This window comes from Micromonospora sp. NBC_01655, from assembly GCF_026339755.1.
Lineage (GTDB): Bacteria > Actinomycetota > Actinomycetes > Mycobacteriales > Micromonosporaceae > Micromonospora.
Map to the genome: position 1 here is coordinate 1,908,848 of NZ_JAPEQF010000001.1, position 23,648 is coordinate 1,932,495.

The 23,648-nt window shown below is 72.6% G+C and carries 40 protein-coding genes; 2 read left to right on the top strand and 38 right to left on the bottom strand.

Features of this window, described 5'->3' with window-relative positions; translation table 11 throughout:
• Positions 1-25: 25 nt before the first annotated feature.
• The 38 genes from OOK41_RS09100 to OOK41_RS09285 all read right to left on the bottom strand — a co-directional run bounded on the left by OOK41_RS09100 (position 26) and on the right by OOK41_RS09285 (position 22,209).
• Positions 26-550, bottom strand: coding sequence for a hypothetical protein (locus tag OOK41_RS09100; protein ID WP_266263920.1), 525 nt, complete (start codon positions 548-550; stop codon positions 26-28).
• A 51-nt stretch (positions 551-601) separates the two neighbouring features.
• Complete coding sequence (locus tag OOK41_RS09105) at positions 602-739, bottom strand: hypothetical protein (protein WP_266263921.1); 138 nt, start codon at positions 737-739, stop codon at positions 602-604.
• A complete protein-coding gene (locus tag OOK41_RS09110) occupies positions 736-2,415 on the bottom strand; it encodes an ADP-ribosyltransferase (RefSeq protein ID WP_266263922.1) in 1,680 nt (559 codons plus the stop codon). The genes OOK41_RS09105 and OOK41_RS09110 overlap by 4 nt, the downstream gene beginning before the upstream one ends.
• Complete coding sequence (locus OOK41_RS09115; protein WP_266263923.1) at positions 2,399-3,808, bottom strand: phage portal protein; 1,410 nt, start codon at positions 3,806-3,808, stop codon at positions 2,399-2,401. The genes OOK41_RS09110 and OOK41_RS09115 overlap by 17 nt, the downstream gene beginning before the upstream one ends.
• 12 nt (positions 3,809-3,820) lie before the next feature.
• The gene (locus OOK41_RS09120) at positions 3,821-4,402 is read right to left on the bottom strand and encodes a hypothetical protein (protein ID WP_266263924.1); all 582 of its coding nucleotides are present in this window, start codon (positions 4,400-4,402) and stop codon (positions 3,821-3,823) included.
• Positions 4,399-5,514 (bottom strand): hypothetical protein, encoded by a 1,116-nt coding sequence (locus OOK41_RS09125; RefSeq protein WP_266263925.1) that lies wholly within the window; start codon positions 5,512-5,514, stop codon positions 4,399-4,401. The genes OOK41_RS09120 and OOK41_RS09125 overlap by 4 nt, the downstream gene beginning before the upstream one ends.
• A complete protein-coding gene (locus OOK41_RS09130) occupies positions 5,465-5,932 on the bottom strand; it encodes a hypothetical protein (protein ID WP_266263926.1) in 468 nt (155 codons plus the stop codon). The genes OOK41_RS09125 and OOK41_RS09130 overlap by 50 nt, the downstream gene beginning before the upstream one ends.
• Before the next feature lie 162 nt (positions 5,933-6,094).
• Complete coding sequence (locus OOK41_RS09135; RefSeq protein ID WP_266263927.1) at positions 6,095-6,301, bottom strand: hypothetical protein; 207 nt, start codon at positions 6,299-6,301, stop codon at positions 6,095-6,097.
• On the bottom strand, positions 6,298-6,483 hold the full coding sequence (locus OOK41_RS09140; RefSeq protein ID WP_266263929.1) for a hypothetical protein: 186 nt from the start codon (positions 6,481-6,483) through the stop codon (positions 6,298-6,300). Before OOK41_RS09140 ends, OOK41_RS09135 begins: the two co-directional genes overlap by 4 nt.
• 328 nt (positions 6,484-6,811) lie before the next feature.
• Positions 6,812-7,084 (bottom strand): hypothetical protein, encoded by a 273-nt coding sequence (locus OOK41_RS09145; protein ID WP_266263930.1) that lies wholly within the window; start codon positions 7,082-7,084, stop codon positions 6,812-6,814.
• Between the two features lie 191 nt (positions 7,085-7,275).
• Positions 7,276-7,545: a hypothetical protein gene (locus OOK41_RS09150; protein WP_266267760.1), complete on the bottom strand. Its 270-nt coding sequence runs from the start codon at positions 7,543-7,545 to the stop codon at positions 7,276-7,278.
• A gap of 71 nt (positions 7,546-7,616) precedes the next feature.
• On the bottom strand, positions 7,617-7,871 hold the full coding sequence (locus OOK41_RS09155) for a hypothetical protein (RefSeq protein WP_266263931.1): 255 nt from the start codon (positions 7,869-7,871) through the stop codon (positions 7,617-7,619).
• Between the two features lie 37 nt (positions 7,872-7,908).
• Positions 7,909-8,292, bottom strand: a complete 384-nt coding sequence (locus tag OOK41_RS09160) for an endonuclease domain-containing protein (protein ID WP_266263933.1) — start codon at positions 8,290-8,292, stop codon at positions 7,909-7,911.
• 50 nt (positions 8,293-8,342) lie between these two features.
• Complete coding sequence (locus tag OOK41_RS09165) at positions 8,343-8,939, bottom strand: recombinase family protein (protein ID WP_266263935.1); 597 nt, start codon at positions 8,937-8,939, stop codon at positions 8,343-8,345.
• Positions 8,940-9,272: 333 nt separating this feature from the next.
• Positions 9,273-9,407, bottom strand: coding sequence for a hypothetical protein (locus OOK41_RS09170; RefSeq protein WP_266263937.1), 135 nt, complete (start codon positions 9,405-9,407; stop codon positions 9,273-9,275).
• Positions 9,408-9,432: 25 nt separating this feature from the next.
• A complete protein-coding gene (locus OOK41_RS09175) occupies positions 9,433-11,364 on the bottom strand; it encodes a DNA cytosine methyltransferase (RefSeq protein ID WP_266263939.1) in 1,932 nt (643 codons plus the stop codon).
• Entirely contained in the window at positions 11,361-11,540 is a 180-nt protein-coding gene (locus tag OOK41_RS09180; RefSeq protein ID WP_266263940.1) for a hypothetical protein, read from the bottom strand. The genes OOK41_RS09175 and OOK41_RS09180 overlap by 4 nt, the downstream gene beginning before the upstream one ends.
• Complete coding sequence (locus tag OOK41_RS09185; RefSeq protein ID WP_266263942.1) at positions 11,537-11,704, bottom strand: hypothetical protein; 168 nt, start codon at positions 11,702-11,704, stop codon at positions 11,537-11,539. The genes OOK41_RS09180 and OOK41_RS09185 overlap by 4 nt, the downstream gene beginning before the upstream one ends.
• Entirely contained in the window at positions 11,701-12,300 is a 600-nt protein-coding gene (locus OOK41_RS09190) for a hypothetical protein (RefSeq protein ID WP_266263944.1), read from the bottom strand. Before OOK41_RS09190 ends, OOK41_RS09185 begins: the two co-directional genes overlap by 4 nt.
• Positions 12,301-12,315: 15 nt before the next feature.
• A complete protein-coding gene (locus OOK41_RS09195; RefSeq protein WP_266263946.1) occupies positions 12,316-12,579 on the bottom strand; it encodes a hypothetical protein in 264 nt (87 codons plus the stop codon).
• Positions 12,580-12,589: 10 nt separating this feature from the next.
• Positions 12,590-13,186: a MazG-like family protein gene (locus OOK41_RS09200; protein WP_266263948.1), complete on the bottom strand. Its 597-nt coding sequence runs from the start codon at positions 13,184-13,186 to the stop codon at positions 12,590-12,592.
• On the bottom strand, positions 13,183-13,380 hold the full coding sequence (locus tag OOK41_RS09205) for a hypothetical protein (RefSeq protein WP_266263950.1): 198 nt from the start codon (positions 13,378-13,380) through the stop codon (positions 13,183-13,185). The genes OOK41_RS09200 and OOK41_RS09205 overlap by 4 nt, the downstream gene beginning before the upstream one ends.
• Positions 13,377-14,261 carry a hypothetical protein gene (locus tag OOK41_RS09210; RefSeq protein WP_266263951.1) on the bottom strand — a complete coding sequence of 295 codons (885 nt, stop codon included), beginning with the start codon at positions 14,259-14,261 and terminating at the stop codon, positions 13,377-13,379. Before OOK41_RS09210 ends, OOK41_RS09205 begins: the two co-directional genes overlap by 4 nt.
• A gap of 79 nt (positions 14,262-14,340) precedes the next feature.
• A complete protein-coding gene (locus OOK41_RS09215; RefSeq protein WP_266263953.1) occupies positions 14,341-14,616 on the bottom strand; it encodes a hypothetical protein in 276 nt (91 codons plus the stop codon).
• A complete protein-coding gene (locus tag OOK41_RS09220) occupies positions 14,613-15,308 on the bottom strand; it encodes a hypothetical protein (RefSeq protein WP_266263955.1) in 696 nt (231 codons plus the stop codon). The genes OOK41_RS09215 and OOK41_RS09220 overlap by 4 nt, the downstream gene beginning before the upstream one ends.
• The gene (locus OOK41_RS09225; RefSeq protein WP_266263957.1) at positions 15,305-15,523 is read right to left on the bottom strand and encodes a hypothetical protein; all 219 of its coding nucleotides are present in this window, start codon (positions 15,521-15,523) and stop codon (positions 15,305-15,307) included. The genes OOK41_RS09220 and OOK41_RS09225 overlap by 4 nt, the downstream gene beginning before the upstream one ends.
• Positions 15,523-15,789: a hypothetical protein gene (locus OOK41_RS09230; protein ID WP_266263959.1), complete on the bottom strand. Its 267-nt coding sequence runs from the start codon at positions 15,787-15,789 to the stop codon at positions 15,523-15,525. The genes OOK41_RS09225 and OOK41_RS09230 overlap by 1 nt, the downstream gene beginning before the upstream one ends.
• Positions 15,782-17,386 (bottom strand): UvrD-helicase domain-containing protein, encoded by a 1,605-nt coding sequence (locus OOK41_RS09235; protein WP_266263961.1) that lies wholly within the window; start codon positions 17,384-17,386, stop codon positions 15,782-15,784. The genes OOK41_RS09230 and OOK41_RS09235 overlap by 8 nt, the downstream gene beginning before the upstream one ends.
• Positions 17,383-18,714, bottom strand: coding sequence for a hypothetical protein (locus OOK41_RS09240; RefSeq protein WP_266263962.1), 1,332 nt, complete (start codon positions 18,712-18,714; stop codon positions 17,383-17,385). The genes OOK41_RS09235 and OOK41_RS09240 overlap by 4 nt, the downstream gene beginning before the upstream one ends.
• The gene (locus OOK41_RS09245) at positions 18,711-19,040 is read right to left on the bottom strand and encodes a hypothetical protein (RefSeq protein ID WP_266263963.1); all 330 of its coding nucleotides are present in this window, start codon (positions 19,038-19,040) and stop codon (positions 18,711-18,713) included. The genes OOK41_RS09240 and OOK41_RS09245 overlap by 4 nt, the downstream gene beginning before the upstream one ends.
• A complete protein-coding gene (locus tag OOK41_RS09250) occupies positions 19,037-19,525 on the bottom strand; it encodes a hypothetical protein (RefSeq protein ID WP_266263965.1) in 489 nt (162 codons plus the stop codon). The genes OOK41_RS09245 and OOK41_RS09250 overlap by 4 nt, the downstream gene beginning before the upstream one ends.
• Positions 19,522-20,100, bottom strand: coding sequence for a hypothetical protein (locus OOK41_RS09255; protein WP_266263967.1), 579 nt, complete (start codon positions 20,098-20,100; stop codon positions 19,522-19,524). Before OOK41_RS09255 ends, OOK41_RS09250 begins: the two co-directional genes overlap by 4 nt.
• Positions 20,097-20,423: a hypothetical protein gene (locus OOK41_RS09260; RefSeq protein WP_266263969.1), complete on the bottom strand. Its 327-nt coding sequence runs from the start codon at positions 20,421-20,423 to the stop codon at positions 20,097-20,099. The genes OOK41_RS09255 and OOK41_RS09260 overlap by 4 nt, the downstream gene beginning before the upstream one ends.
• Entirely contained in the window at positions 20,423-20,632 is a 210-nt protein-coding gene (locus tag OOK41_RS09265) for a hypothetical protein (RefSeq protein ID WP_266263971.1), read from the bottom strand. The genes OOK41_RS09260 and OOK41_RS09265 overlap by 1 nt, the downstream gene beginning before the upstream one ends.
• A complete protein-coding gene (locus OOK41_RS09270; protein ID WP_266263973.1) occupies positions 20,619-21,023 on the bottom strand; it encodes a hypothetical protein in 405 nt (134 codons plus the stop codon). Before OOK41_RS09270 ends, OOK41_RS09265 begins: the two co-directional genes overlap by 14 nt.
• The gene (locus tag OOK41_RS09275) at positions 21,020-21,637 is read right to left on the bottom strand and encodes a hypothetical protein (protein WP_266263975.1); all 618 of its coding nucleotides are present in this window, start codon (positions 21,635-21,637) and stop codon (positions 21,020-21,022) included. The genes OOK41_RS09270 and OOK41_RS09275 overlap by 4 nt, the downstream gene beginning before the upstream one ends.
• Positions 21,638-21,706: 69 nt before the next feature.
• Positions 21,707-21,940 (bottom strand): hypothetical protein, encoded by a 234-nt coding sequence (locus tag OOK41_RS09280; protein ID WP_266263977.1) that lies wholly within the window; start codon positions 21,938-21,940, stop codon positions 21,707-21,709.
• On the bottom strand, positions 21,937-22,209 hold the full coding sequence (locus OOK41_RS09285) for a helix-turn-helix domain-containing protein (RefSeq protein WP_266263978.1): 273 nt from the start codon (positions 22,207-22,209) through the stop codon (positions 21,937-21,939). The genes OOK41_RS09280 and OOK41_RS09285 overlap by 4 nt, the downstream gene beginning before the upstream one ends.
• 194 nt (positions 22,210-22,403) lie before the next feature.
• On the opposite strand from OOK41_RS09285, the gene OOK41_RS09290 reads away from it, so the two are divergent.
• Positions 22,404-22,856, top strand: coding sequence for a helix-turn-helix transcriptional regulator (locus OOK41_RS09290; RefSeq protein WP_266263979.1), 453 nt, complete (start codon positions 22,404-22,406; stop codon positions 22,854-22,856).
• Between the two features lie 154 nt (positions 22,857-23,010).
• On the top strand, positions 23,011-23,628 hold the full coding sequence (locus OOK41_RS09295) for a hypothetical protein (RefSeq protein WP_266263981.1): 618 nt from the start codon (positions 23,011-23,013) through the stop codon (positions 23,626-23,628).
• Positions 23,629-23,648 lie beyond the last annotated feature (20 nt).

Consider the following 23,648-nt stretch of genomic DNA (forward strand, 5'->3'; position numbering starts at 1 on the left):
GACGCGGTGCGCCCCGGGGAGTTGGTCAGGTCCTGCTGGGCTTGCCGATGCCGAGCCGTTCGAGCCGCTTGGCGGCCCGGTCGGCAGACGTGGGCTTGGTGCCGCCGCGGGCGCCCTGCGACGGGTCCGGCTTCGGGGCCCGCCGCTCCGGCGCGGCCGGCGCGGTCGGGAACGCCTCCCGGATCTCGTCGGCGTCCGCCTCGAGCTCCTCGCGGGTGGCACCGACGAGGCGCTTCGCCTGCGCCGGCGTCAACCCCTTCTCAGCGGCCACCTCCAGGCGCAGCGCCCGCAACTCCGCCTGCTCGGCGCGCTGCTCGGCGGCGGCCCGCCGTTCGGCCTCCGTCTTGTCGGCGTCGGCCTTCGCCTGCTCGGCCTTCTCGTACTCGGCGAGCTTCGCCTCCAAGGTCCGACGAGCCTTGCGCTCCTCGTTCCGCTCGGCCTTCATCCGGTCGATGGCCTGCTTGCCGGCGTCACCGAGCTGGTCGGCGCCCACCTGCTCCTCTACCTCGCCCTCGGCGGTCTGCTCCGGGCTGGTGGTGCTGTCGTTCACGTCGACTCCGTTGCGGGGTCAGCCCGGCAGCCTTGCGCGGCCAGGAAGTCATCAGTTGGTTGGCGAGTCCTCGCCGGGGTCCGCCCACACCGGCACCGGCCGGTCAGCGTCCGGCTCCGCCAGCACCGGCGGCTCGTAGTCGCCGTCCATCCGGTCCCGCACCCGGTCCCGCTCGTCAGGGTTGGTCACCGCAGCACCTCCACGTCCAGCAGCCGGTACCCGGCCGGAGACACACCCCGGTCCCGCACCACCCGAAGGCGCAGGCCCCGCTCCAGCAGCACCTCAGCCTGCCCGAACCCGAGCGTCCCGGAGACGTGCATCGCGCCCACCCTGGCCGGTGCCACCAGCCGCATCACCACCGAGTTCGCGCCACCGGCGCCTTGGTAGGTGAAATCCTTCGCGACCCGCTCCTCGGCCGACGTGGACAGGTACGCGTCCTCGCGCCACTCGAAACCGCCCAGGTCCCCGTCGAGCCGGTCGCCGAACAGCCGCTGGCCGTTGGTGATGCCCCGCCACACCGCCAGGTCCCGACGGGCCCGTGACGCCGCCATGCCCGCGTCGAGCCGGTCCACGATCCGTCGCACTCGCGGGCCGACCTCGCCGGAGCGGAGCTGCCCGTTGATGGCCGCGTAGTAGCTACTCTCGTACTCCCGCAGCGCGTCCCGCTGCGACCGCGATAGCACCACGTCCCCGCGCTCCGCCCGCCGAGCCAGGCCGGCCGGCACCGCGTCCAAGGCGTCCTGCCCGGTCGCGCCCGCCGCCCACCGCTCGGCGTGCGTCGGCGCTGCGGCCGGTCGAGCCGGGACCGGGTCTCGGCGCGCCGTCGGGGCCGCACTGGGCCGATCGGTGATGTAGCCGAACCTCGTCAACAGGCGGACCGCCTCAGCACGGTCGTCACCGGCGATCTGGAGGATGCTCTCCGGCATCAGCCGCGGCGTCTTCCCACCCAGCCGCCTGCCGGCCACGCCGCGCACCGTCACACCCTCGGTCGTCACGAGCAGCCGCCGGCCGTACACGTCCACCGCCTCCAGGCGGCCACGATCACGGCCACCGCGCAGGACCTGCGCCTCATCACCCGACACCCGGGCGCCGGCCGTGGACAGGCCCCGAGCGCCCCGCCGGGCGTTGACCACCTGGCCCAGGTCCCCGCCGAGCCGGATCGCCTCCGCCCCGGCCTTCGTGAACGCCCGGTCCTGCTCGTCAGCGGTCAGCGAGTCGAAGTAGGCACGCGGGTTCGTGCGGATCTCGTCGGCCGTGTCCTCGGCCGCCGGCACGTGCACGCAGTCGCAGCGCGGGTGCCGGTCGAAGCCGGCGTTCCAGCGGTACCGGCGGCCCGCCAGGACCACGCACCGCGAACACGACCGGCCTACCAGCATCCGCACGTACCCGGACGCCGCCGGGCGGGCCACCATCGCCACCTGGTCCGCGACCCGACCCGCATCCGCGACCTGCGTCCGCACGATCATGTCCAGGGTCGCCGCACCACCGGCCATCGCCCGCTCGACCGTCGCACCCTGCTTGATGCCCACCAGCGCGCTGATCACCGGCCGGTACAGCAGATCCGCCAGATCGCGGCCATCCGAGGCGACACCGGCCAGCGCCTGCGCCGACACCCGGCCGGCCGCGTCCGACGCCATGCCCTGGGCGTCGAGCACCTCGTCGAGGTAGCCGTCCGCCCGAGCCGCCACCGCCTGCTGCGCCCCGGTCAGCAGCACCAGCAGTCGGGCAAGCGACCCGAGCCATGACTCGCCGATCCGGGCCGGGTCCACCAGCCGCCACAACCGGCCCGCCTCGCCAGCAGCGGCCACCGCCAGGCGCCGCCGGTACCTGGCGTGGTCGTCGGCCAGGTCAACCGGCGTCGACACCAGCCACCACCGGCCGGTCTGCGCCGGCCAGACCCCGCGCAATCTCCGCCATAGGATCTCGCGCCTCCTCAGCCGCGAACAGCTCAGCGAGCTTCTTGCGCCGTGCCGCCGAGTAGCCGAGGTCAACCCAGGCCGCCTCGCGGGGAATGATCTTCTGCTGCACGAGCTTCACCGCAGCGTCGGCCGCCTGCGCCCGGGTCGGAGTCGCCGCCGACCGCCACTGCGTCTCCAACTGCTCCATCCGCGGATCCCACCGGCCATCCCGGAACCGCACCGCGATCTTCATCACGCGCTCCCAGGCCGCCTCCAAGGCGGTCTGGTAGTCCTCGACCTGCTTGATCACCCTGCTCTCGTCAGCCAGGATGCCCTCCGCGCTCGGCGGGTTCGTCGTGGCCTGGCCGAGATAGCGCATCGGCAGACCAGAAACCCCGGACACGAGCTTGGCGTACAGGCTGACGATGGTGTCGAAGTTCGCCAGGTCAGCAGCGCTGAAACTGCCGAATCTGGCGTCCGGGTTCGACGTCGCCCAGACGGCGCCGAAGTACGCCTCCCAGGTCGGGAGGAGGCTCCCGTCCTTGTCCCTGAAGTCCTCGGGCTTCATCCCGGCGGCGTGCCGCTGCGGAACCGCGAGCGCCTCGGTGGCGACCTGCCCGTTGGTCAGCGCCCGGGCGGCCGCGTCGGTCAGGCCGATGATGCGGGTGAAGATCGACCGCCCGTCGCGCTTCGACAGGCGAGCGCCACGGACCAGCGGCACCACCGGCACGACGCCGAGGTTGTGCTCGTCGCGGTCGACCTCGACCCAGGCGGCGTTCCGCCGCTCCAGCCAGATCGTCACAGCCGGCAGGTAGAGCGTGGCGTGCGCAACGCCGTCCTGGCTGTAGAACTTCGCCGCAGCGATCGGATGCCGAGTCCGCGGGGACAGCTCGACAGCCATCTCGTCGGACGACTCCACCGTGATCAGCGGGATCTCCGCCGAACGTTCCCGGTCGTCGTCGCCCCCTTCGGGTGAAGGGGCATCAGGGGTCTCCGCGTCGCCGGCCCCGATGGCCACGAAGCTGCCGCCCCGCACGATCGCGTCCAGCTGGCCCAGCTTCGACTCGGAATCCAGGCCATTCGCCTGCCAGATCCGCCACAGCTGCTCGTCTGCCTCGGTGGCGTCCGGCAGCTCGAACCCCTCAAGGGTGGTTCGCGCGGCGATCTCGTCGGCGTACGTCCCCGGCCATGCCGCGATCGTGAGGAACCGGCGCAGCTCCGGCGGGATCGCCAGACCCAACTGCTCGACGCGCTGCTCGCCCTCGTAGTACGCCTCCAGCACCCGGTTGCGGCGCTCCGTGCGCAGCACCTTGATCTGCAGGCGGTTGAGCAGCGACTTCTCATCGTCGGAGAGGGGCATGGGCTTCTCTCCTCACCGGAAGACGAGAACGGTTGTGTCGGGTGGCTCGTCGGTCCACCCGGCCGCCCGGTGCACCGCCGCCGCCTCATGCGCCAGCACGCTGGCCATCGCCGCGTCGATCTTTTGGTGTTCCGTCGGCTTGCCGAGGATGTACTTCTGACCCGGCTTCGCGACTTTCCGGGCGTTCGCCACGTGCACCTCAGTGATGGGGCACCCGTCGTGGGTGATCGCCCCGGTCGTCAGGTCCGTCAGGAACCGCTTCAGCGCCTCGTGCATCTGGGTGATCCGGTTCGTCGACCACTCCGCGACGTGCTCCGCCCCGTGCCGCAGCGCCCAGTCGCCGATCTCGGAACGCCAGTCCTGCGGGTCGCAGTACGCCATCCGCACCTGGTAGGTGTCGAACAGCTCGTCCACGGCCGCGTGCACCTCACCGCGCGGAATCTGCCCGCCCCACTGCGCCGGATCCCAGATCGTCGGCCGCCGGTCCGGCCCGTACCGCGGCGTGAACTGGAAGCCGTCCAGGCGCTCCGCCCGGATCGCCGTCCAGTCCGACGACTCGGACCCGTCGAAGCCCAAGCAGATTGCCTGCTTCACGGCGCGGCCTTCCTCGACTCCCACAACCCATCCGGCAGCCACGACCCGGCCGCGTAGACGATCCGGTTGCCGTAGAACCGCTCCGCCTGCGGCGGGTCGGTCTCCATCAGCTCGGCCGCCTCAGCCTCGATGCCGTGCCGGTCCGCGTGCGGCGAGCCCGCGTAGTTGAACGCGTGGATCCGCGCCCGGTCCGCCTTCAGCCGGTACTTCAGCTCCGGCGGCGGCGGCTCGTAGAACTTGAAGATGTCGCGCCGCGTCGACTCGAACGTCCGCTGCGCCACCGAGTTCTCCGCCGGGTTGAAACAGTTCGTCGTCTCCACGCTCCGGCCACCCATCGCCGCCGCGCCCCGCCGCATCGTCTCCGCCACCTTGATCAGCTTGTTCGTGGCGTTGTACAGCTGCGTCTCGTCCTGCAGGCAGAACGTAATCGGGTTACCCAGCCGCGACTGCGCCGAGCTGGTCACCACGTCGATGCGGTTCAGGTCCGGGTCGCCGTCCTCACCCAGCAGCCGGATGAACCCCTCGCGGACCTTCATCCGGTCCCGCAGCCGCGCGCCGCGGGCCATCGCCTGCAGCGGCCGGTACACGTTGTCGACCTGGTCCTCCGAGGTGGCCAGCAGCTGGATCAGCGGCGTCGGCCACGGCATGCCCATCGGCTCACCCGGCCGATACCGGTACACCCACCCGCACCCGCAGCCATGGTCCGCGCACACGAACCGGTCATCGTCGCCCGCCCAGTCGAAGAACAGCACCGGCGCGAGCGCCTCCGCGCACACCAGCGCCGCCGACCACGGGCCCTTCCCCGTCTTCTGCGGAGCGATGACCTGCGACCGCCGGAAGTGGAACGCCTCCGAGCGGATCGGAATCGCATCCGGGTCACCCGTGAGGAACGCCTCGTCCTGGCGGGCCTGCGGGCGCACCCGGTAGTGGTTCGCGGTGATCCACAGCTGCCAGTCGTACATCCGGAACGGCCGGCCCTTGCGGAAGCCGTCCGGGATGAGGCAGTGCCGCTCGATCCAGGCCGGCACCACCCACAGGGTGGGGAAGTCGACGACGTACCGGTCAACCGCCGGCGGCATGCGGAACGACCGCCAGGCGCCCGCGCACGTCATCAGCCGGCTCGTCCGGCACGTCCGCGCGCTTCTCCGCCAACTGGTCCGCCGCGATCGCCCAGCCGTTCTCCTTCAACCCCGCCGGCGTCAGCCCGATCTGGTCGGCGAACCGGTGCAACGCGTTCTTGTCCGCCGCCGTCGCCTTCGCGCTCTCACAGATCGCCGACGTACGCACCCACATCGCCACCGCCTGCCACCGCCACGCCTCCCGCGCCCACGCGCAGGCCTGCGGCGTCGACCACGCCCACCGCCACAACTCCAGCTCACGGGCCTTCGGCCGAGGCAGCGGGAACGACGGCACCTCACCGGCGTAGCCCTCCGACGGCAGGGCGGTCAGCTTCAGCCCCCGCCGGTCACTGCGGCCCGACATCGGATCCGGCGGCGGCCCCGACCGGTTACGCGCACCACCACGAGACATGTCGATCACTCCTCAGCCGCCTTGCGCGGCATCGGTCAGCCATCACCTTGCGTGACGGCCTATGGCTGATCCCGGACGTCTGAACCCTCCGCGACATCCAGCCACCTCCCCGGCGGTCCGCTGACCTGCGGGCCTTGGGGGTCACCCCCCACCCCCGGTGACTCAGCGTGAGGGGAAGTCGATGGTGAGGCCGCCATCGGTCGGCTCGGCGCGTTCGATGTGGAACCCGCTCGGTCCGGCCGCCCGGTCAAGCCTCGGGTCGCGGGTTGCACGCCACAGGTCCAGGGCCTTGGCCGCCACGGTGTCGAGGTCGTCGTCGCTCTCGACGATGATCGTGTGCCCGGCGGTGGTGATGTCGACCTTGGTCATGCGCTCTGCGGGGTGGCGTCGTACTGGCTGCGCTCGGCGTCCCACCTCATCTGCATGACCTCGTCGTCGTTGATGCGGATGTCGGCGGGGCCGTACGCGCCGATCTCGACGCCGTACTTGGTGGTGGCTTCGGTGACGGCAGCGAGGAAGTCGGCGAGCCGGCGTACATCATCGCTGGTCATTGCGCCTCCACCCTCGGTTGCAAGATCGATGAGCCGGGCCGCGGTAGCCGCGCCGGTCGTCGGTGTGGTCCAGGTCCCACGGCTGGCCCGGTTGGATGCGCCGCTCGGGCATGACGCAGGTCTTGGCTTGGCAGTCCACCTCGCCGCGCTCGACGGCCGGACGCCAGCGCTCGCGCTCCCGGTCGTGGGTGGCGTCGTATCCGCGCTGCTGCCTGCTCCCTCGCGCCTGGTCTGCCTCGCGTGTGTGCGTGCCGCATCGGCCGCCGGGTGTGAGGGTGGGGCAGCCAGGGCGTGAGCAGACCTTCAGCGCGCGGGGCATGGTCGCCCGTCAGACGCGCTCGGGCCAGTGCCAGGTCCCGCCCGGGTGCTCCGCATCCCCCGCCGCCTTGTCCTCGGCGTGCGGAACCTCGCGGTTGAAGAACATCCCGGTGGGGTTGAGTACCGCCAGTCCGACCGTGCCGTCCGCGTCCGGGTGGACCGTGACCTCGGTGACGATCGCGGCCCGGCACTCCGAGGCGAACGCCTGGGTGCCGTCGCTACGCGGCGGGGTGCCGTGGCTGACGTAGTGGACGATCCTGCCGACGCTGGGCATCTGCTCCACGGTGCTCTCCTTCGTCAGCGGCCGGCTGGGTGGGTGCGGGCAGGCCCCGCCGCCAAGGCCTGCCCGCCACCGTGCCCGTGCTGCGTCCCCGTCCCTTGATACGCAGCAGCCCGGCGGGACCTGAGTGGTCAACCGGCCGGGCTGTGGGCGCACCCCACCTATGGGGTGGATGTGTGAATGATGATCGCGCGTCAGCGGGTGAGCGTCAACTCGCCGGCCCGCTTCGCCCCGCTCGGCCCGGTGCGGGTCAGCCATTCGACGTGCGCCGCCTGGTCGAGCCGGTGCCACGTGGTGCCTCGACCTCGGCCGGGCAGGTGGTGGGCGGGCAGCAGGCCGTTCAGCTTGCCGGGCTGGCGGGAGCGGCGGGCCCAGTCGCGCACCCGGGCGGCGGTGATGTCGGGGCCGAGCCGGTGGGCGAGCTGGGCCGCGCCGCCGTACTCCGCGCCGTCGCGCGCCAGCAGGGGCGCGTCGCCGGGGCAACGGCCGGTGGGGGCGAGCGCGGACCCGCAGTGCCGGCAGCGGCGGGCGGTGATCACGACGGGCGCCTGCGGGTGAGGTGGTCCCGGGCGGCGTAGACGGCCTCGGTGACCCGCCCGGCGGTCTCGCCCAGGACGAGCACCCACCGAGGTGTGCGCGCCCGGTTGTAGGCGATCGTGTCGAGCAGGGGGCGGCACCGGTGGCAGGGGGCGTCGTCGGCGCAGCGGGGCCCGTCGGGGTGGATGCCGTCGCGGCGGACCATGGCGGTGAGCATCCCGAAGTAGTGGGTGGTCCAGGTGCCCTGGGGCATGGTCCGATTCTCCTTCACTGGTCGAGCGGGCCGGCGGTCACAGGCCGATGCCGGAGGCGGGGTTCTTGCGCCAGAGGTCGGGGTCGACTGGGGCGGCGGGCTTGGCAACCCCGAAGATCGATTCGTAGACGGAGCTCACGCCGAGGATCGTCGCGGGGTTGCGCTGCCGGTAGAGCTCGAAGGGGCCGTAGGTGTGCGCCTCACGGACGTTGCACGAGCGGCAGAGATAGCCGCGCACAAGCGCGGTGGTGTGGTCGTGGTCGAGCACGAGGCGGCCGGGTTGGTGCGCGGCGCAGATGGCGCAACGCTGCTGCTGCCACTGCTCGATGGCGCTGAGCCCCTCGTCGCGGCCTTCGAGGATCAGCTCTCGGGCGAAGGCGCTCAGGCCGGGGAAGATGTCGCTGATGGCCTCGTTGGCCAACTCGTCTACGGGGCGGACGGGCCACGCCCAGCAGGCGGGTTCAACGGCGCTCACTTTGAGGCCTCGGCGGCGTCGAGGTAGCGGCGCAGTGACGACTTCGGAATCTGGGTCTTCTTCACGATCTGAGACAGGCTGTCGCCCTGCTTGCGTAGCAACCGGGCGTGCTCGATCTGCGCGTCGCTGTGCGCTCTCGGCCGGCCGATGTTGCGCCCGGAGGCGGCGGCCACGGCGCGGGCGTGGGCGGACCGCTCGGCGGTGAACACGCGTTCCATCTCGGCGATGAGCGCCAGGAGCAGGAAGCCGATGCGGCCCATGCCGGTGGCGTTGGTGTCGATGGGCATGGGGTCGGCCAGCGAGCGGACGCCGACGCCGCGTTCGTTGAGGTCGTGGACGAGGTTGAGGACTTCGCGCAGGTTACGGCCGAGGCGGTCGAGGGTGTAGACGACGATGGTGTCGCCGGGGCGGGCGAACTTGAGCAGCGCCTTGAGGCCGTCGCGCTCGACGGTGGAGCCGGTGCGCTTGTCGACGTAGAGCCGCTCGTCGGGGATGCCGGCCTTGTTGAGGGCGTCGATCTGCCGGTCGAGGTGTTGCTTGGTGGTGGAGACGCGGGCGTACCCGAGTTCGAGTCCCGCGTGCGGCTCGGTCATTGTGCCTCTTTCCTGTTCTGTGATTCCTTTGTGGTCCACCCATTGTGGCACCACTTGTGGTCCGGCCCTAGGGGGCTTGCCGATCACTCTCCGCACCATGTGCCGCTTCGTTGGAAGTGGCACACCCCCTTGAGCGCCGTGAATGACAGTTATCGGGTGCCTGCCCGGGGTAGGTCGGGGCGTGCGGAACCGCAGCGGTTGCACAGCCAGCCCATGATCGGGAACTCGTGCCACTGGTGGCGGTTGAGAAGGCAACGCAGGGGCTTCACGGGCCGGTCCTTCCGGTCGGGGGTGGCCCGGGGCGCACGGTCGCACCCCGGGCCGGGACGGTCATCAGGCGCAGTCGGCGCAGACGCCGTCGCCCTCCTCGTCGTGCGCCTGGGCGGCTTCCTCGTCGTCCCACTCGTCGCCGTAGACGTGGTGGCAGATGGCGCAGACGGTCTTCCACTTCGCGATCTCTACCGGCATGGTCGGTCCTCTCGGGTCGGTCGGGTCAGGTCTGGGCGTGTGCGGCCCCCGCGACCGCACCGATGACGGCGTCCCGGGGCCAGATGTGCGCGACGCCCTCGACGGCGCCCTCCATCCGGCACTGGCAGCCCTCGCCGACGCAGCGGCACGGCCCGCGCTCGTCGTCGCCGTCGAAGTCGCACACCACCGTCCAGGCGTCGACGGGGCCGGCCTCCTGGACGTGCAGCAGGCGGGCGCCGCAGTGGGGGCAGGCGACGCCGACGAGCGGCCGGCGGGCGGGCGGCAGGTCAAGCCAGCCGCGCACGAGAGCGTCCTCGTCGGCGAGGTGCCGGCCGATGACGGCGGCGGTGCCGGGGAGCATGCGGGGGATGGCGGCGAGGATCCGGGGCAGCGGGTCGCGGTCGGTGATGCGGAGGAGTGCGGCGAGCCCGCTGAGGCGTCGCTCAGCGGTCGCCCACCGGGTGGCCCACGTCGTCACCCTCACCGGGGGCGGGTCGGCGACGAGGGTGGCGCTGACGGGGTCGCCGTGGCTGCCGACGCTGTGCCGGGTGCCGTGGCCGGGTGAGCGGAGGACGGGGGCGGCGGGGAGCGGGTCGATCCAGGGGGTGCGGGCCAGCTCGGCGCGGGCGACGGCGCGCAGCTGGTCCCTGGCCGCCGCGAGGGAGTGGGCGGCGGCCAGGGCGTGGAGGTGGTGCGGGGTCACGGTGCTCCTCAGGCGGCGAGGGTGTGGTGGGCGGCGGGCAGGCCGGCGGCCTGGGCGATGACGGAGGCGGCGAGGCCTGGCGGGACGGCGTTGCCGACCTGGAGGAACTGGGAGGTTTTGTTGCCGTACCAGGGGGTAGTCCGGCGGGAAGGACTGGAGGATCGCGGCCTCGGGGACGGCCACGCGGCGGGTGTCGTCGCCGTTGGTCCACTGGCACAGGTCGGCGCGGCCGGTGATGGTCACGGCAGCCTCGGTCGGCTGCCGCTCGGCACGGCCCTCACCGGCCACTGACTGGCCCGACCGCAGCACCCACTGCTCGCCGACCTTGGACGTCAGGGTCGGTGCGGGCCGGTCGTCCGACACCAACGGCGTCGGGTAGATCGACCCGCCGGGGCCCTTGCTGCGGGTTCGGCGGTCGACCGCCCAGCGCAGGTTGCCCGGCCGGGAGCAGTAGATGGTTCCGGCGGGCTCGTCGGCGCTTCGCTCAGTGGCGTTGTCCTGAGGGCCGTTGACCAATGTCCAGCCGGTGTCGTAGCTGTTGCCCTGCCCGTACGCCCACCGGGGCGACCGGTCGCCGCAGACGGTGCGGGCGGGCCGGTCGACGCCGTGCCAGCCGAGCGCCTGCGCCATGGACACCCACGGGCGGCGGGCACCGAACAGCGCGTCGGTGGGCGGGTCCTGCTCGTGCGTCGTCTCCGGCTGGTGGACCGGCCGCACGCGGGAGGCGATGAGGATGGCCCGACGGCGGGTCTGCGGCACCCCGTAGTCGGCGGCGTTGAGGACACCCACCCACACCGAGTAGCCCCAGCCGCGGAGGACGTCGCCGATGTGGCGCCACAGGTCGAGCACGGGCGGCACCTGCTCCAGGCACACCCAGTCGGGGCGGAGGTCGCGGATCCAGCGGACGGGTTGGGCGGCGTGGTGCGACCGCGGGTCGGCCCACCCGTCGCCGGGGTCGTCGCTGCCGGCGGCGTACGCGTTGACGAGCTCGTGGACGCGGGCTTTGTCCTGCTCGCCGGTGCGCTTGCCGGCCATGGACCAGGCCTGGCAGGGCGGGGAGGCGATGAGGCCGGTGACGCGGCCGGTGAACGGGGCGGTGGGGTAGGTGGCGATGTCGCAGCGGATGCGGGGGTGGCCGGCGCGGACGGCGGTGACGCAGGCGTCGTGCCAGATCTCCAGGCCGACGGTGGTGAGGCCGAGGTGGCGGGCGCCTTCGTCCCAGCCGCCAGCGCCGGCGTACAGGTCGAGGATCACGGGTGCCTCCTGGTGCGGATGAGCGGCGGGATGGCCTGGCCGGTCCAGGCGGCGACGAGGACGAGTGCCCCGTCTCGGGTCCAGGCGTCGGCTGCGGCGGCGAGGGCGAGGGTGGCGGCCACCCCCGCCACCAGTGCGGCGGCGAGGGCGGCCAGCAGACGACGGAGAGTCGTCACGACGCCCGCCGTTCGTGAGCCTCCGCCAGCTCCAGCAGGGCAGCCTCGATGCGGTCGTGGTCGGCCTGCTCGGCGGCGTGCGGCTCGTCGGCGGAGCGGAGGAACTGCCGGATCTGCAAGGCCGCGATCTGGTGGGCCTCGCGCTTGGCGTCTCGGGCGTTCACCGGTCAGCCCTGCGCGCGGTCCGGGGCGGAACCGGGGGGCGGCGTGTTGGTCCGTCGCGGAGGGCTTGGCGGATCGCCGATACGGGGATCCGGCCGTCTTCGCCGTACTGGCTGAGGAAGCTGCGGAGGTTGGCCCACTCGGCGGCGTGCTGTTCGCTGGCGGCTTGGCCGGCTTTGAAGTGACGGTAGCCGGTGTCTCGGGCCTGGTCGCGCTCGGCGGCGAGTTGGCGGATGAGGTCGGCGACGGAGGCGGTGGGCGACTGGAGGCCAGCGGCGTTGAGGGCGGCCCAGGCTTGGCTGATGGTGTCGAGGGCCTCGTCCCGCTCGGCGGCGACAGCCTTGACGATGCCCCAGCAGCGCTGGGTGGTCTCGCGGGCCCGGTCCCGTTCGGCGGTCAGCTCCCGTACGGCCCGGTCGCAGGACCGGGTCTCGGCCTCGGCGCGGTGGAGCTGGATGCGGAGGTCGTCGCGCTCGGCCTCGATGCGGTCGGCGTCGGTGGGCGCCGGGCTGGGCGGGGCGAAGACGCCAGCGGTGCGGGCGCTGCGGAAGTCCGTGGGGCGGAGCGGGGTGCGGTCGGCGTACGGGCTGGCGGTCATGGCGGTCCTTCCGGGTCAGGCGGGGCGGGTGGCGGCGATCTGGCGGGCGCGGGTGAGCGCGGCGAGCAGGTCTCGCGTTGACCAGCGGCGGTGTGGGATCTCCTCGCCGAGGAGCTCGCCGAGTCCGGCGCGGGCCCACTCGTTCGGGTAGTGGCCGGCGACGTGTGGGTTGGTCGTGTTGCGGGTGAGGGCGATCCACTCGTCGAGATCGGCGAGCGTGAGCGGGGGTGCGGTGTCGGCCTCGGCGGTGGTGGCGAAGAGGTCAAGCTGCTCGGGCACGGCGGTCTCCTCAGGCGGGGATGTCGGCGGCGGGCAGGTGGACGTCGACGACGGGCCGGTCGAGCGGCGCCTCGTCGCGGTGCGGGCGGCTGGGCGCGGCGGCGTTGAGGCGGGCGGCGACCTTCGCGACGCAGTTGCCGACGACGCGCTGCGGGTCGAGGCCGAGGCCGGCGATGGCGACCAGAGCGGTGAGGACGACGTCGGCCAGTTCGTCGGCGACGTCGTCGGTGGTGTGGGTGATGCCCTTGCGGGGGTTCTGGCCGACGGTGCCGATCCAGGCGCTCGCGACCTCGCCGGCCTCCTCGGTGACCTTGAGGATCTGCAACGTCTGCTGGTCGCGTCCGCTGCCGTTGGTGGTGGCGAGCCAGGCGGCGACGCGGCGGGCGGTGGCGTAGGCGTCGGCGGCGGGGACGGCGCGGCGGAGGGCCTCCAGGTCGCGGGCGTACAGCGGGTGCCCGTCGGCGGTGTCGATCAGCCCGTCGCCCCAGGCGGCGATCCACTCGCCGACGCGCTCGGCGGCGCGGTGCGAGTCGGGCAGGTCGGAGCTGTACTCGTCGATGCCGTCGGGCTGGTCGGGCAGGGCGCGGGCGGCGGTGTCAGTGGTCATGGGCGGCGGGTCTCCTCGATCTCGTGGCGGATCTGTCGGGCGCGGGCGTGGGTGACGTACGGGTATTGCCGTCCGAGGGCGGCGTCGTCGTCCTCGGCGGGCGGCGGGGGTACGTGGGCACGTGCGCGGGCGATGGCGGCCTGTGCGGAGGCTCTGGCGCGGCGCATGCCGGGGGTCAGGTGCTGGGCGGTCACGAGGCGCTCCGTCGGGTCATCGGAATCACCGGGGCGAGGCCTGCGGCGGCGGGTGGGGCACCGCGGCGGCAGAGCGGGCAGGCGGGCTTGCCGTCCGGGCGGTTGCCGGCGGCGAAGGCGCGGCCGTGTGCGGAGCACCCGGCGGGGCGGGGGGTCCGCTCCTCCACCTCGTCGACAAAATCCGGGTCTTCGGCGGCCTCGCGTGCGCGCGGACCAGTTAGGGCCGTACGGGGCTCGTCGTCAGAGGGGGTAGGTCTCTTACTGGCACGGTCCTGGGTGGTATCGCGGTCCGGAGGACCCCCCACGGAGGGTCCATCGGACCCCCCACAACCGGAATCGGTGGGTCCATCGGACCCCCCACGGATTTCGTCCGACGGGTCGCGTGGGGGGTCCTCCGGAACCCCCACGGGCTCCAGTCCGATCGGTTCCTTGAGGGGTCCGGTGGACCCCCCACGCTTGCCGCGCTGCTTCTCGTACTCAGCGACCGCGGCCAGCTTCAGGGCGGCCGGGGTGAGCACGTCGACCCGGTCGAGCAAGTCGGTGGGGAGCGTCAGCCGGTACTCGTCACCGCGGCGCTGCCGGCGGGCACGGGACCGCACCTTCTCGGTGAGGCCGATCTCCACCATCTTCCGCTTGACGGCCTGGGCGACCTTCAGGCCGACCTCGGCCTCGACGGCGACCGTGGCGTCACCGGGGTAGATGCTGGAGCCGTCCGGGTCGGCGTGGGTGGCCCACACGAGAGCCACGGCCTTAAAGGCCGCGCCGGACACTCCGCCCCGGGTGCCCTTGCCGTTGCCCTTGATAAGTCCGTTGAAGCGGGCGCGATTGATGATCTGCTCCCACTCGAAGCGGCCCACGGGGCGTAGCTCGCGGTCGGTCACCGGTGCTCCTGATCTCCTGGTGCTGGTCTGTCGGGGGTGGCGGGCCGGGCCCCGGGGAAGTGGGGCCCGGCCCGCCCGGTCAGCGGGGCTCGGCGTCGGGGAAGCAGGCGTCCTCGGTGCACGCCTGCGCCCCCTGGTGGTCCGCCCACGCGGCGGTGAGCGCCGAGCACTCTCCGTCGTCCGGCGAGCAGGCGGCGGCCAGGGTGGCGCTCAGGTCGTACTTGCTCTCCGGGTTGACCCGGGTCCAGGTCGGCCGGTGAGCGACGGAGTTGGGCCCGAAGGGCAGCCGGACGGCGACGGTGGCGCCGCCGACGGTCAGCGGCTTCGGCAGGCGGGGCAGGGTCGAGGTGTTCACGCTGCTCGGGTCCTCTCATGGGTCGGTGTGTTGATCGCCCGGATCACGCGCCGGGCGTGCGCGTTGGTCAGCCGCAGCCGGTACCGGGCCTGCCCCGGGGTCAACCCGTCGGCCAGTAGGCGGCGCATCGCCTCGGCCAGGTCCACGTCGGTCAGCCGGTCCGCGGCGAGCCGCCCGGCGATGGCCTCTCCGACCGCCCACTCGTCGACGACGAGGACGTCCGGGACGTCCGGGCTGGCGTTGTCCGGCTCGCAGGTGGGGTCGTCGATGTCAGCCCAGGCCATCGGCCCGTGCCAGCCCTTCGCCGTGGCCCGGTCGGCGGTGATCCGGGACGGGCCCAGGCGGGTCGACAGATCCCGGTAGATGATCTGCACTCGGGCAGCCGTGGCCAGCTCCACCAGGCCGGTGGAGGCCGCGAGGATCGCCACCGCCGACCCGGTTACACCCATCCGGTCGCCGATGTCCTGCCACCGCCAGCCGAGCGCCGCCAGGGCGCGCAGACGGCGGCGGGTTCCGGTGCCGTCGGCGAGCCGGGCGGCGGAGCGGCCTTCGCGGCAACGCTTCTGATGGATGCGCTTGTGCTCCCGGGCGTGCGGGCAGCGGCAGCCGTACCGGTAGGCCGAGTCCGTGCCGTGGAAGGTCGCCGGGCAGGCCGGGCTCATGCGGCCCCGGTCGCGTGCCGGGCGGCTCACCGGTCGCCTCCGATCCGGCGCTCGTGCTCTGCCTGGGCGGCGCCCGTGTCCGGCAGGGTGTGCCGGGGGTGCCGCCACGCCAGGCCGCACACGCACAGCGGATGGTCCGGGTCGCCCGGGTCGGGCATCGTGGCGTCGGCCCGGTAGACGCACGGGGCGAGTCGGGACTTCGGGGTCTGCTTGGTGCGGCGGGGCCGCGGCCTGGTACGGGCCATCACGCGCCACCGGTGAGCAGGTCCAGCGCGGCGGCCAGCTCCTGGCGGAGCGCCTCCACGCGGGCGACCTCGCCGAGCCAGGCCGGGGTGTCGTCGGCGACCACCCGGGCGAGGAGGTCGGCCTCCCGCTCCCGGCCGCTGTCGCGGGCCTCGCAGTACGCCACGTACCGCTCGCCCATCGCGTCGAGGTCGGCCAGCGGGCGGGGCGGCCCGGCCGGGGCCGGCGGCGTCGCGCCGGCCCCGGGGAACTGGATGACCTCAGCCACGGCTGGCTCCGGCAGCGAGCGGCGCGGGCCAGGTCTCACGGACCGACGGGTCGCACAGGAAGCAGTGCGGCGTCGCGGGGGCCGGAGTCGGGCCGGGCAACTCGTCGGCCAGGTCCTCGAGGACGGCCGGCGCGTCCGGCAGGTTCGCCGGGGCCGGGGCGGCCGTGGTCGCGTACCGGTCAACCCACGCCAGCCCGTACCGGTCGAGTACCCGCTGCGCTCGGGTCACCGCGACGTACGCCAGCATCACCTCGTCCGCGGCGATCCGCCACGAGCCGTCCTCCCGCTGCTTCGGCTCCGGGAAGTCGTCGGCGATCAGCACCGACCCCCACTCCCGGCCCTTCGCGCGGTGCGCCGTGGACACGATGACGTCGGCCCGGTCCTCGCCCACCAGGGCGTCACACACCCGCATCACCTCGCGGGCGCCGTGCTTGTCGATCAGCCGCACGAACACCCGCAGGTCCGAACCCGCCGAGTCCATCTCGACGTACTCCTGCACCTCCGCCCACGTCTGGAAGGCGAACAGCTCCGGGTGGTCGGTCGGGATGCCGGCCTGCAGCCGCTGGGCGGCCTCGGCCATCCGCCGGATGTCCGTGCCGCCGCCGACCAGGGCGGGCCGGCGGCCGTCGTCCAGGGCGTCCATGACGCGGTGGATCGCGCCACCGTTGGAGCGGCACAGCACGGCGTCCGGGGTGGCGACCGGGCCCACCCGCGACGGGATCCGGTCGTACCCGGTCAGCCGCAGGTCCGTGCTGGGCAGCAGCGACAGCCACTTGTTGGCCTCGTCCGCCACCGCCTGGCCGAAGCGGAAGGACTGGGAGAGCTGGAAGCGGCGCCCGTCGAAGTTGGCCATCGCGTCCGTCGCCCCACGCCATCCGTAGATGGCCTGCGCCTGGTCGCCGACAAGGATCCGCTGCGCCGGCTGCCGCGAGACGAGGCCGGCGACGGCCGGGTTGGAGTCCTGCGCCTCGTCCAGCAGCACGTAGTCGGCGTGGATCACCGGGTCGGTGAGGATCCACATCTTCAGGTAGCAGTCGTGGGTGAACCTCAGCGAGCCGTCGAGCTGGGTCAGGTCGGTGTCCCACGCCTTCTGGGCGATCGGCACCAGGTACTTCGCCAGCTCCGCCTGGCCCGGCTTGTCGAGGCCGTTAACCAGCGGCACGTGCATCCGCTGGACCTCACGGTCGTCGGAGTAGCAGTACCGCTGGATGGTCTCGGTGACCAGTCGGGCGAGCTGCTGCGGGGCGATCATCTGCTCGCCCAGCTTCACCGGGTTGTTGAGGCCGAGGATGATCGCGGTCTGCCGGGCGGGCACCCGGGGGCCGTTGAGCCGGTGGGCGTACTGCCGGCCCACCGCGCCGAACGCGAACGAGTGCGCCGTCTTGCAGGTGACGCTCGCCGGGAAGTCCCGGGCCGCGTCGGTGGCGATGGACTTGTTGTAGGCCAGGTACGCACCCCGCAGGCCGGCCCGGTCCCGGGCGAGCAACTTCAGGGTGCTGGTCTTGCCGGTGCCGGCGCCCGCCTCAATCGTGAGGTCGTCACCGGTGCGGGCGGCCTCGATGATCGCGGCCTGCTCCTCGGTCGGGGTGTGGCTCATGCGGCGGCCTGGCCTTCCTGGTCGGCGGGCGGGTTGTTTTGGTCCGCGGCGGTGTTGAGCCGCTCGATCGCGGCCTTGGCCTGGTCGACGCTCAGCCGGTTCTGGGTGTCGATCTCCCACCCGGCGATCTGGCTGAGGAACAGCAGGCGCGTGTCCCGGTCGTCCAGGCCGGCGTCCTTGCACAGGGCGTGGATGTGCTTGTGCTGCGCCGGGGTGGCCGGCTTCGACGGGAAGAGCTGCTCCTTGCGGACCGCCCACCGGTCGCGGATGTAGTCCGACTCGGCGAGGCTGACCCGCTGCTCCGAGGTGGCCTCCCCGGCGGCCTTCCAGACCCGGCGCATCGCGGTCTCGTCGAACGCCTGGGCGAGGTCGTCGAGGATGCCGGTGGCCGGCGCGCTGAGCGCGTCCGGCGCCGGGAACTCTCCGACGGCGTACCCGCGGGGCGCGCCGGAGGTGGGCCGGTTGGCCGGCGGCCCGGACACCGGCCGGGCCTGCTCGTCCTGGCCGAGGTCGGCGTCGGTCACCTGCGGCTGCACCAGGTCCCGCACGTGCGCCCCAGCCGGGTCGCAGCGCAGGATGTCGAAGACGACCTTCTCCAGGGTCAGACCCGGCTTCGGGGTCGGCCGGTCCACGCCCGGACGGACGCCGGCGTGGACCGAGCGGGCACCGATGATCAGCGGCGGGTGGTCTCGGGACACCCGGATCCACGCCGTGGCGTCGAAGGCCACGTTTTTCTGACCCTCGACCTTGTACTCCTTGGAGCCCTCGATCGGCCGGCCGCCGCTGTCGAGGGCGGCCACCTCCTTGCCGCGGCCCGTGATGACCGCGATGCCGGGGAAGGTCATCAGGTGGGTCATCAGCCGGCGGTGCCGGGAGTTGATGTCGTTCCACAGGTCCATCGAGATCTTCGGCTCCTCGTCGGGGCCGAGCCGCTTGCCCTTCCTGGCCAGGCGTCGGCGGGCCTCGGCGTCGGCGATGCCCTTGAGGAGGTCCCACTCGGCGGTCATCGAGTCGATGACCAGCACCACCGGCGGCTCCCCGGCGGCAGCCGCGCGGGCGGCCTCGGACTTCACGGCCTCGACGGCGGCGAGGATCTGCCCGAAGGAACCGTTGTGCTCGACGATGAGGTAGCGGGCGCCGGGCACCGCGCCGTACTCGTCGGCGGAGCCCTCCCCGAGGTCGATCCAGTAGGTCTGGCCGACGCGGGGGCTGGCGGAAAGCTCGGCGCAGGCCCAGCTTTTGCCGGACTTCTCCTGGCCCTCGATGAGGATCAGCGGCCAGGGCACGCGTCCGGTGGGCTGCCTCGTCTTGAGCTGCGGGGCGGTCACGCCTGCTCCTCTCGGGTGTCGGTGGTGGGGTGGCCGGCGGTGGCCCACTGGTCGAGGGGCCCGGCCGGGGCGCCCAGGTCGGCGCGCATCTCGGCGAGCACGTCGTCACGGGACGCCGGCACCGCGGGGATGACGGCCGTGTCGGCGGCGGTCACGGCCGGCATGACGCCGGTGCGCTCCTCCGGGCCGGCGGGCAGCGCCCGGGCCGGGTCCTGCCAGGTGGTCGGGTTGAGGCGGAGCCGGTCCGCCGGGTGCAGCGGGCTGTAGTCGGGGCCGACGGCCTGGACGGTGTCCGGCCGGTGCAGGCCGGTGTAGGCGCGGCTCACCGGGCCACCGCCTCGGCGGCGCAGTAGTGCCGGTTGCCCTTGCCTGCCTTGATGGCGGCCTGGGTGGCGGCGACGATCACGCCCCGGATCGACCGGTCGGTTGCTCCCACGACCTTCTCGGCGGGGATCGGCACCTCGGGGACCTTGCAGCAGTAGCAGCCCCGGCCGAGCCACTGCTCGGTGTCGGCGAGGGCGTAGCGGCCAGCGTCAGCGGGGTTGCTGCGGTAGCCGGAGCCGCCCGGCCCCCACCACGCCTTGTGGTGCTGGGACCAGAGCAGGTACTGCGGCTCGGGCTGCGCCTCGGCGTCGTCGGCGGCGAGGCGCAACAGCATGGCGGCGTAGCTCTCCACCCCCGCGCAGTCGTGAGCGTTGGAGCGGTCGAAGACCTTCTGCGCGGCGCCGCGCCCCCGGCTGGTCCACCCGCAGTGCTTGCACGTGACCCGGGCCGAGGTGCCGGAGGAGAAGAGGAACAGCCTGGTCTTCATCGGCCCTCCGCCTCGGCATCGGCCCGGTCGAGGGCGATCCGCATGGAGGCGGCCTGCTGCTCGGTGGCGGCCAGCGCGTCCTCCAGCCGGGAGGTCCGGGTCTGCTCGGCGGCCAGGGCGGCGCGAAGCTGCTCGTTCTCGGTGGTCAGCTTGTCGATCTGAGTCAGGCGTTCGTGAGCGGTCTTGACCCAGCTCGTGTAGAGCTGGTGGAGGAACCGGACGGCGGCGGCGGGCGGCTTGATCGTGACCGTGGGGGCCACCGCGTCGGCGATCTCGGCCAGCTCGGCGCGGAGCCGGTCCACCTCGGCGCACAGGGCAGGCACGAGGGTGCGGGCGCCGGCGATGAACTCGGCGTCGTTGCGCCAGTCGTTGATGTCGTCGCCGGCCTCCATCGGCACCTCAGCGACGAGGGCGTCGTCGTGCTCGTAACCGTGGCCCTCGGCGACGACGACGAGGATCCGCCGGTCGGTGTCCTGCCGCTCGATGAGGGTCCACGGGCCGCCGGTAGCGCGGTTGGCGAGCAGGCGGATGGCGTCGAGGTCCAGCGCGGTGGTCGGGGTGTCGGTGGTCGTCATCGGGCATCTCCCGGGTGGGTCAGAGGCAGCTCGGCCACGTACGCCTGCCACCAGTCGGTCAGCGAGGGACGGCGGCCCTGCCGGGCGTCCAGCTCGTCGCGCAGGGCCTCGTTGCGGGCGGTCAGCCGGTCGCAGGCCGCCGACAGCAGGTCCACCTCGTCCGCGCGGGACCAGGCCTCCGCCCGCAGCGCCCGGATGCGGTCCGCCTGGTGCCGCACCCGGACCGACAGGGAGCCGATCTGCCGGTCGGCGAGGACCAGCAGCCGCACCAGGACGGCCACGGTGGCGGCGAACACGGCGGTGATGGCGATCAGGGCGGCCATCACTTGGCACCGCCGATCCGCTGCCGGGTGCGCGGCGCCGGGCTGGCCGGCTCGACCAGGCCGAGGATCTCGGCGACGTCGTCCAGGCCCCGGGCGAGCAGGTAGCTGCGGGCGGAGTCCTGCCGCTGCTCGCGGTGGATGCGGTCGGCCTCGGCGGCGGACACACGGGCGGTGTTGACGCCGCCGTCGATCCGGTCAAGCTGCGTCACGGCCGACCCCCCGCTCCCGCCGGTCCATCTCGGCGGCCGTCACGTGCTGCTCGGCGAGCCGGCGCAGGTCGAACGGCGGCAGCACGATCACCGGGGCGAGGTCGAGGCCGGCGGCGAACTCCGCGCAGTCGCAGTACTCGCCGAGCAGCACCTCGCCGCAGCACGGCTTGAGCTGGACGGTGAACACGTCGGCGGAGGCGCGGGCGCGGCCGGTGACGGAGAAGCCAGCCACCCCGGCCGGCAGCACGCCGACGGTGGGCTGCTCCTCCAGGTCGCCGCGGTCGTAGCGCAGGCCCATCGCGTCGAAGTCGGGGCCGCCGGTACGCGAACCGGAGCCGGTGCCTGGGGTCGGCCCGAGGGGCTGCGTCGGGGGCAGGTCCGGGGCGGTCACAGGGCACCGCCAGCGGCGATCTGCGCCTCCAGCTCGGCGACCTTGGCGCGGAGCTGCTCCTCCGTGCTGACCGGCCGGCGCTCGAAGGCGTAGCCGGTCAGCGACCAGGCAACGCCGCCGGCCAGATCGGTCTTGTACTGGCCGTACCGCCCGCCCGACTCGTCCCACTCCGGCGTCTTGCCGGTGAGCTGGGCCAAGTGGTCCACGGTGGCGAGGTTGGCGTTGGTACCCGAGCCGTGGGCGAACAGGCTGACGTTGATGGTGACCTGGCCGGGCAGTTCGCCGAGGTGGGCGTCGCGGATCAGGGCGGCGATGTGCTCCAGGTGCTCGGCGATGGCCTGGCCGTGGCGGGCTCGGACCGAGTCCGGCTCGGCCGGGGTGGTGGCGTCCGGCTCGGTCCGCTCGCCGACGACGGTGACGCCCTCCTCGACGCCGTAAGAGGTGGGGGTGGGGACGCCGTCGAAGTAGACGAGGACGGTGTCATCGGCGTACCGGTGGACGGTGCCCGCGGTCAGGGGCTCGCCGGCCCCCTCGACGACGACGGCCATGCCGGCCGCCAGGTACCGGGCCTTGATCGTGCGCGGCTGCTCGGTCGGGATAGGGTTCGGGTGCATCTGGACTCCTTGCTTCGCGGTTGGCGTGTCCGGGTGTGGAGCCCCCGTTGCAGCGGGGGCTCGTTTCGTTCAGGCGGCCTTGCGGCGGCGGGGCAGCTGGGCGATGCGGATCATGTGTTCGCGTCGCCGGCTGTCGGCCATCTGCTGCTGGGTGGCCAAGTCGAGGTTCGGGAACTCGACCTGGATCTCGCGGAGCCACTTGTCGGCGGCGGCCTTGCGGGCCGGCTCGGTGGCGGCCCGGCGGTCGGGGGTCTTGCCCCACCGCTTGTGGGCGCCGATGCGGCCTGCGGTTGCGTGGTTCATCCCTTCTCCTCCGTTTCGGTGGTCGTGATGGCGAAGAGCCGCTCGAAGGGCACCCGGGGGAGCGCTGAGCAGATGGCGGCGATGGTCTTCTCGCTGGGGGCGTTGACGCCGTTTCGGATCTTCGACAGAGCGGCGGGGCTGATGCCGAGGAACGCGGCGCGGTCGGAGTCGGTGGTGTGGCCGAGCGCTGTGGTTATCCGGTCGATCTGGTCGAGGCGGAGTCGAACGCGCGGCTGGTCAGGGGTCTGCCGGCCTTGTGTTTCGAGCACGAAACGACGCTAACGCTGTAGCTTCGCGAAAGCAACATGCGGGGGGTCATCCGTTCGGATGACTTTCGCGCACGAAACTTCCATATAGGGTTACGTTCATGATCGAAGCAGTAGACGGACAGGCAGTCGCCTATCGGTCAGTCGGCAGACGGGTTACTCGCTTTCGTCCACGAAATGCCATAGGGTTCGTGCCCGTGAGCACCACGTGGGGCCCCGAGGCCGGAGCAGCCTTCCGCTCGTACGTGCTACGGATGGCAGCCAACGCCAACGCGCGCATCGAAAGCGTCGCTGACCTGGCCCGCGCTACCCAGATCAAGCCAGGCGTCTACTCCAAGTGGTTCTCCGGGGCCGAGCAGCCCAGCGTGAAGAGCCTGGAGAAGCTGGCCCCCGTGATCAAGGCCCCGCTGCGCGACCTACTCGTACTCGCCTGCCGCGTGAGGCCCGAGGATCTCGGCCTGGAGTCGGCGCCCGAGCCGCCCAAGATGGTCGGTCACCCGCTGGCCCGGGAGCTGGACACACTCCTGGCCGACGGTTCGCCGCTGCCCGAGGTGGAGCGGCGGTCCATCGCGGCGTTCCTGGACCAGTACCTTGAGCCCTACCGCCGGTCGGCGCGGCTAAGGTCCCGAGGTCGTCGCAACACTGCGTGACGCATCCGCAGTTGTCCATACGGGTGGGATTGGTGCCCGTGGGAATTTTATCCCGTGGTCACCTTTCGTGCGGGAAAGATCACCGTTAAGGTTTCGCTAATCAACGATCCTGAGTCGTACATACGTACGAACCCATCCCTCAGGGAGGGCCAGCATGACAACCGTCTCGGGAACCCCTCCGGACCCCGGCGAACACGCACCCACTGTCATCGACGGCGATACCAGCCAGATCCAGCTCCCCATCGTCTCCAAAGCCGGCCTCTACTGCACCACCAGCAACCCGCCCAGCGGCATGTCCGGGCTGCTCGCCACCATCATGTGCATCGCCACCGTCATCCTCACGGCCACCGTCGCCCTCGCCGCCATCGAAGAGACACGCAACGCGCCAGTCGTCACCCCCACCACCATGCTGCTGTTGGCCACCGGTGCCGCCACCTCATGGATTGCGGTGTTCATCGTGATCGTGCGCGACCGAATGCACCGCGACCACCAGGCCCTGCTCAGCGGCGGCGAGAGGATCCTCGCCCGAAACCAGGAACTGTCCGTCCGGCAAGACGCCCTATCTCACCACCAGATCGACCTCGCCAACCGGCAGGCCGAACAGATGCAGCTCATGCGACAGATCGCCGCCAATGTGGCCGCCGTCCGCCGCGAGATGGCCGACGTCATCGGTGTGGCCGACGCTGACGCCGAACTACAGCTGCGCCAGGCCGTCAACGACAACCACCGCCTGCCAGGCGGCGGGCTGTACGTCGTGCCGCCGGAGAACTGACAGGCAAGTTCGGTCACATT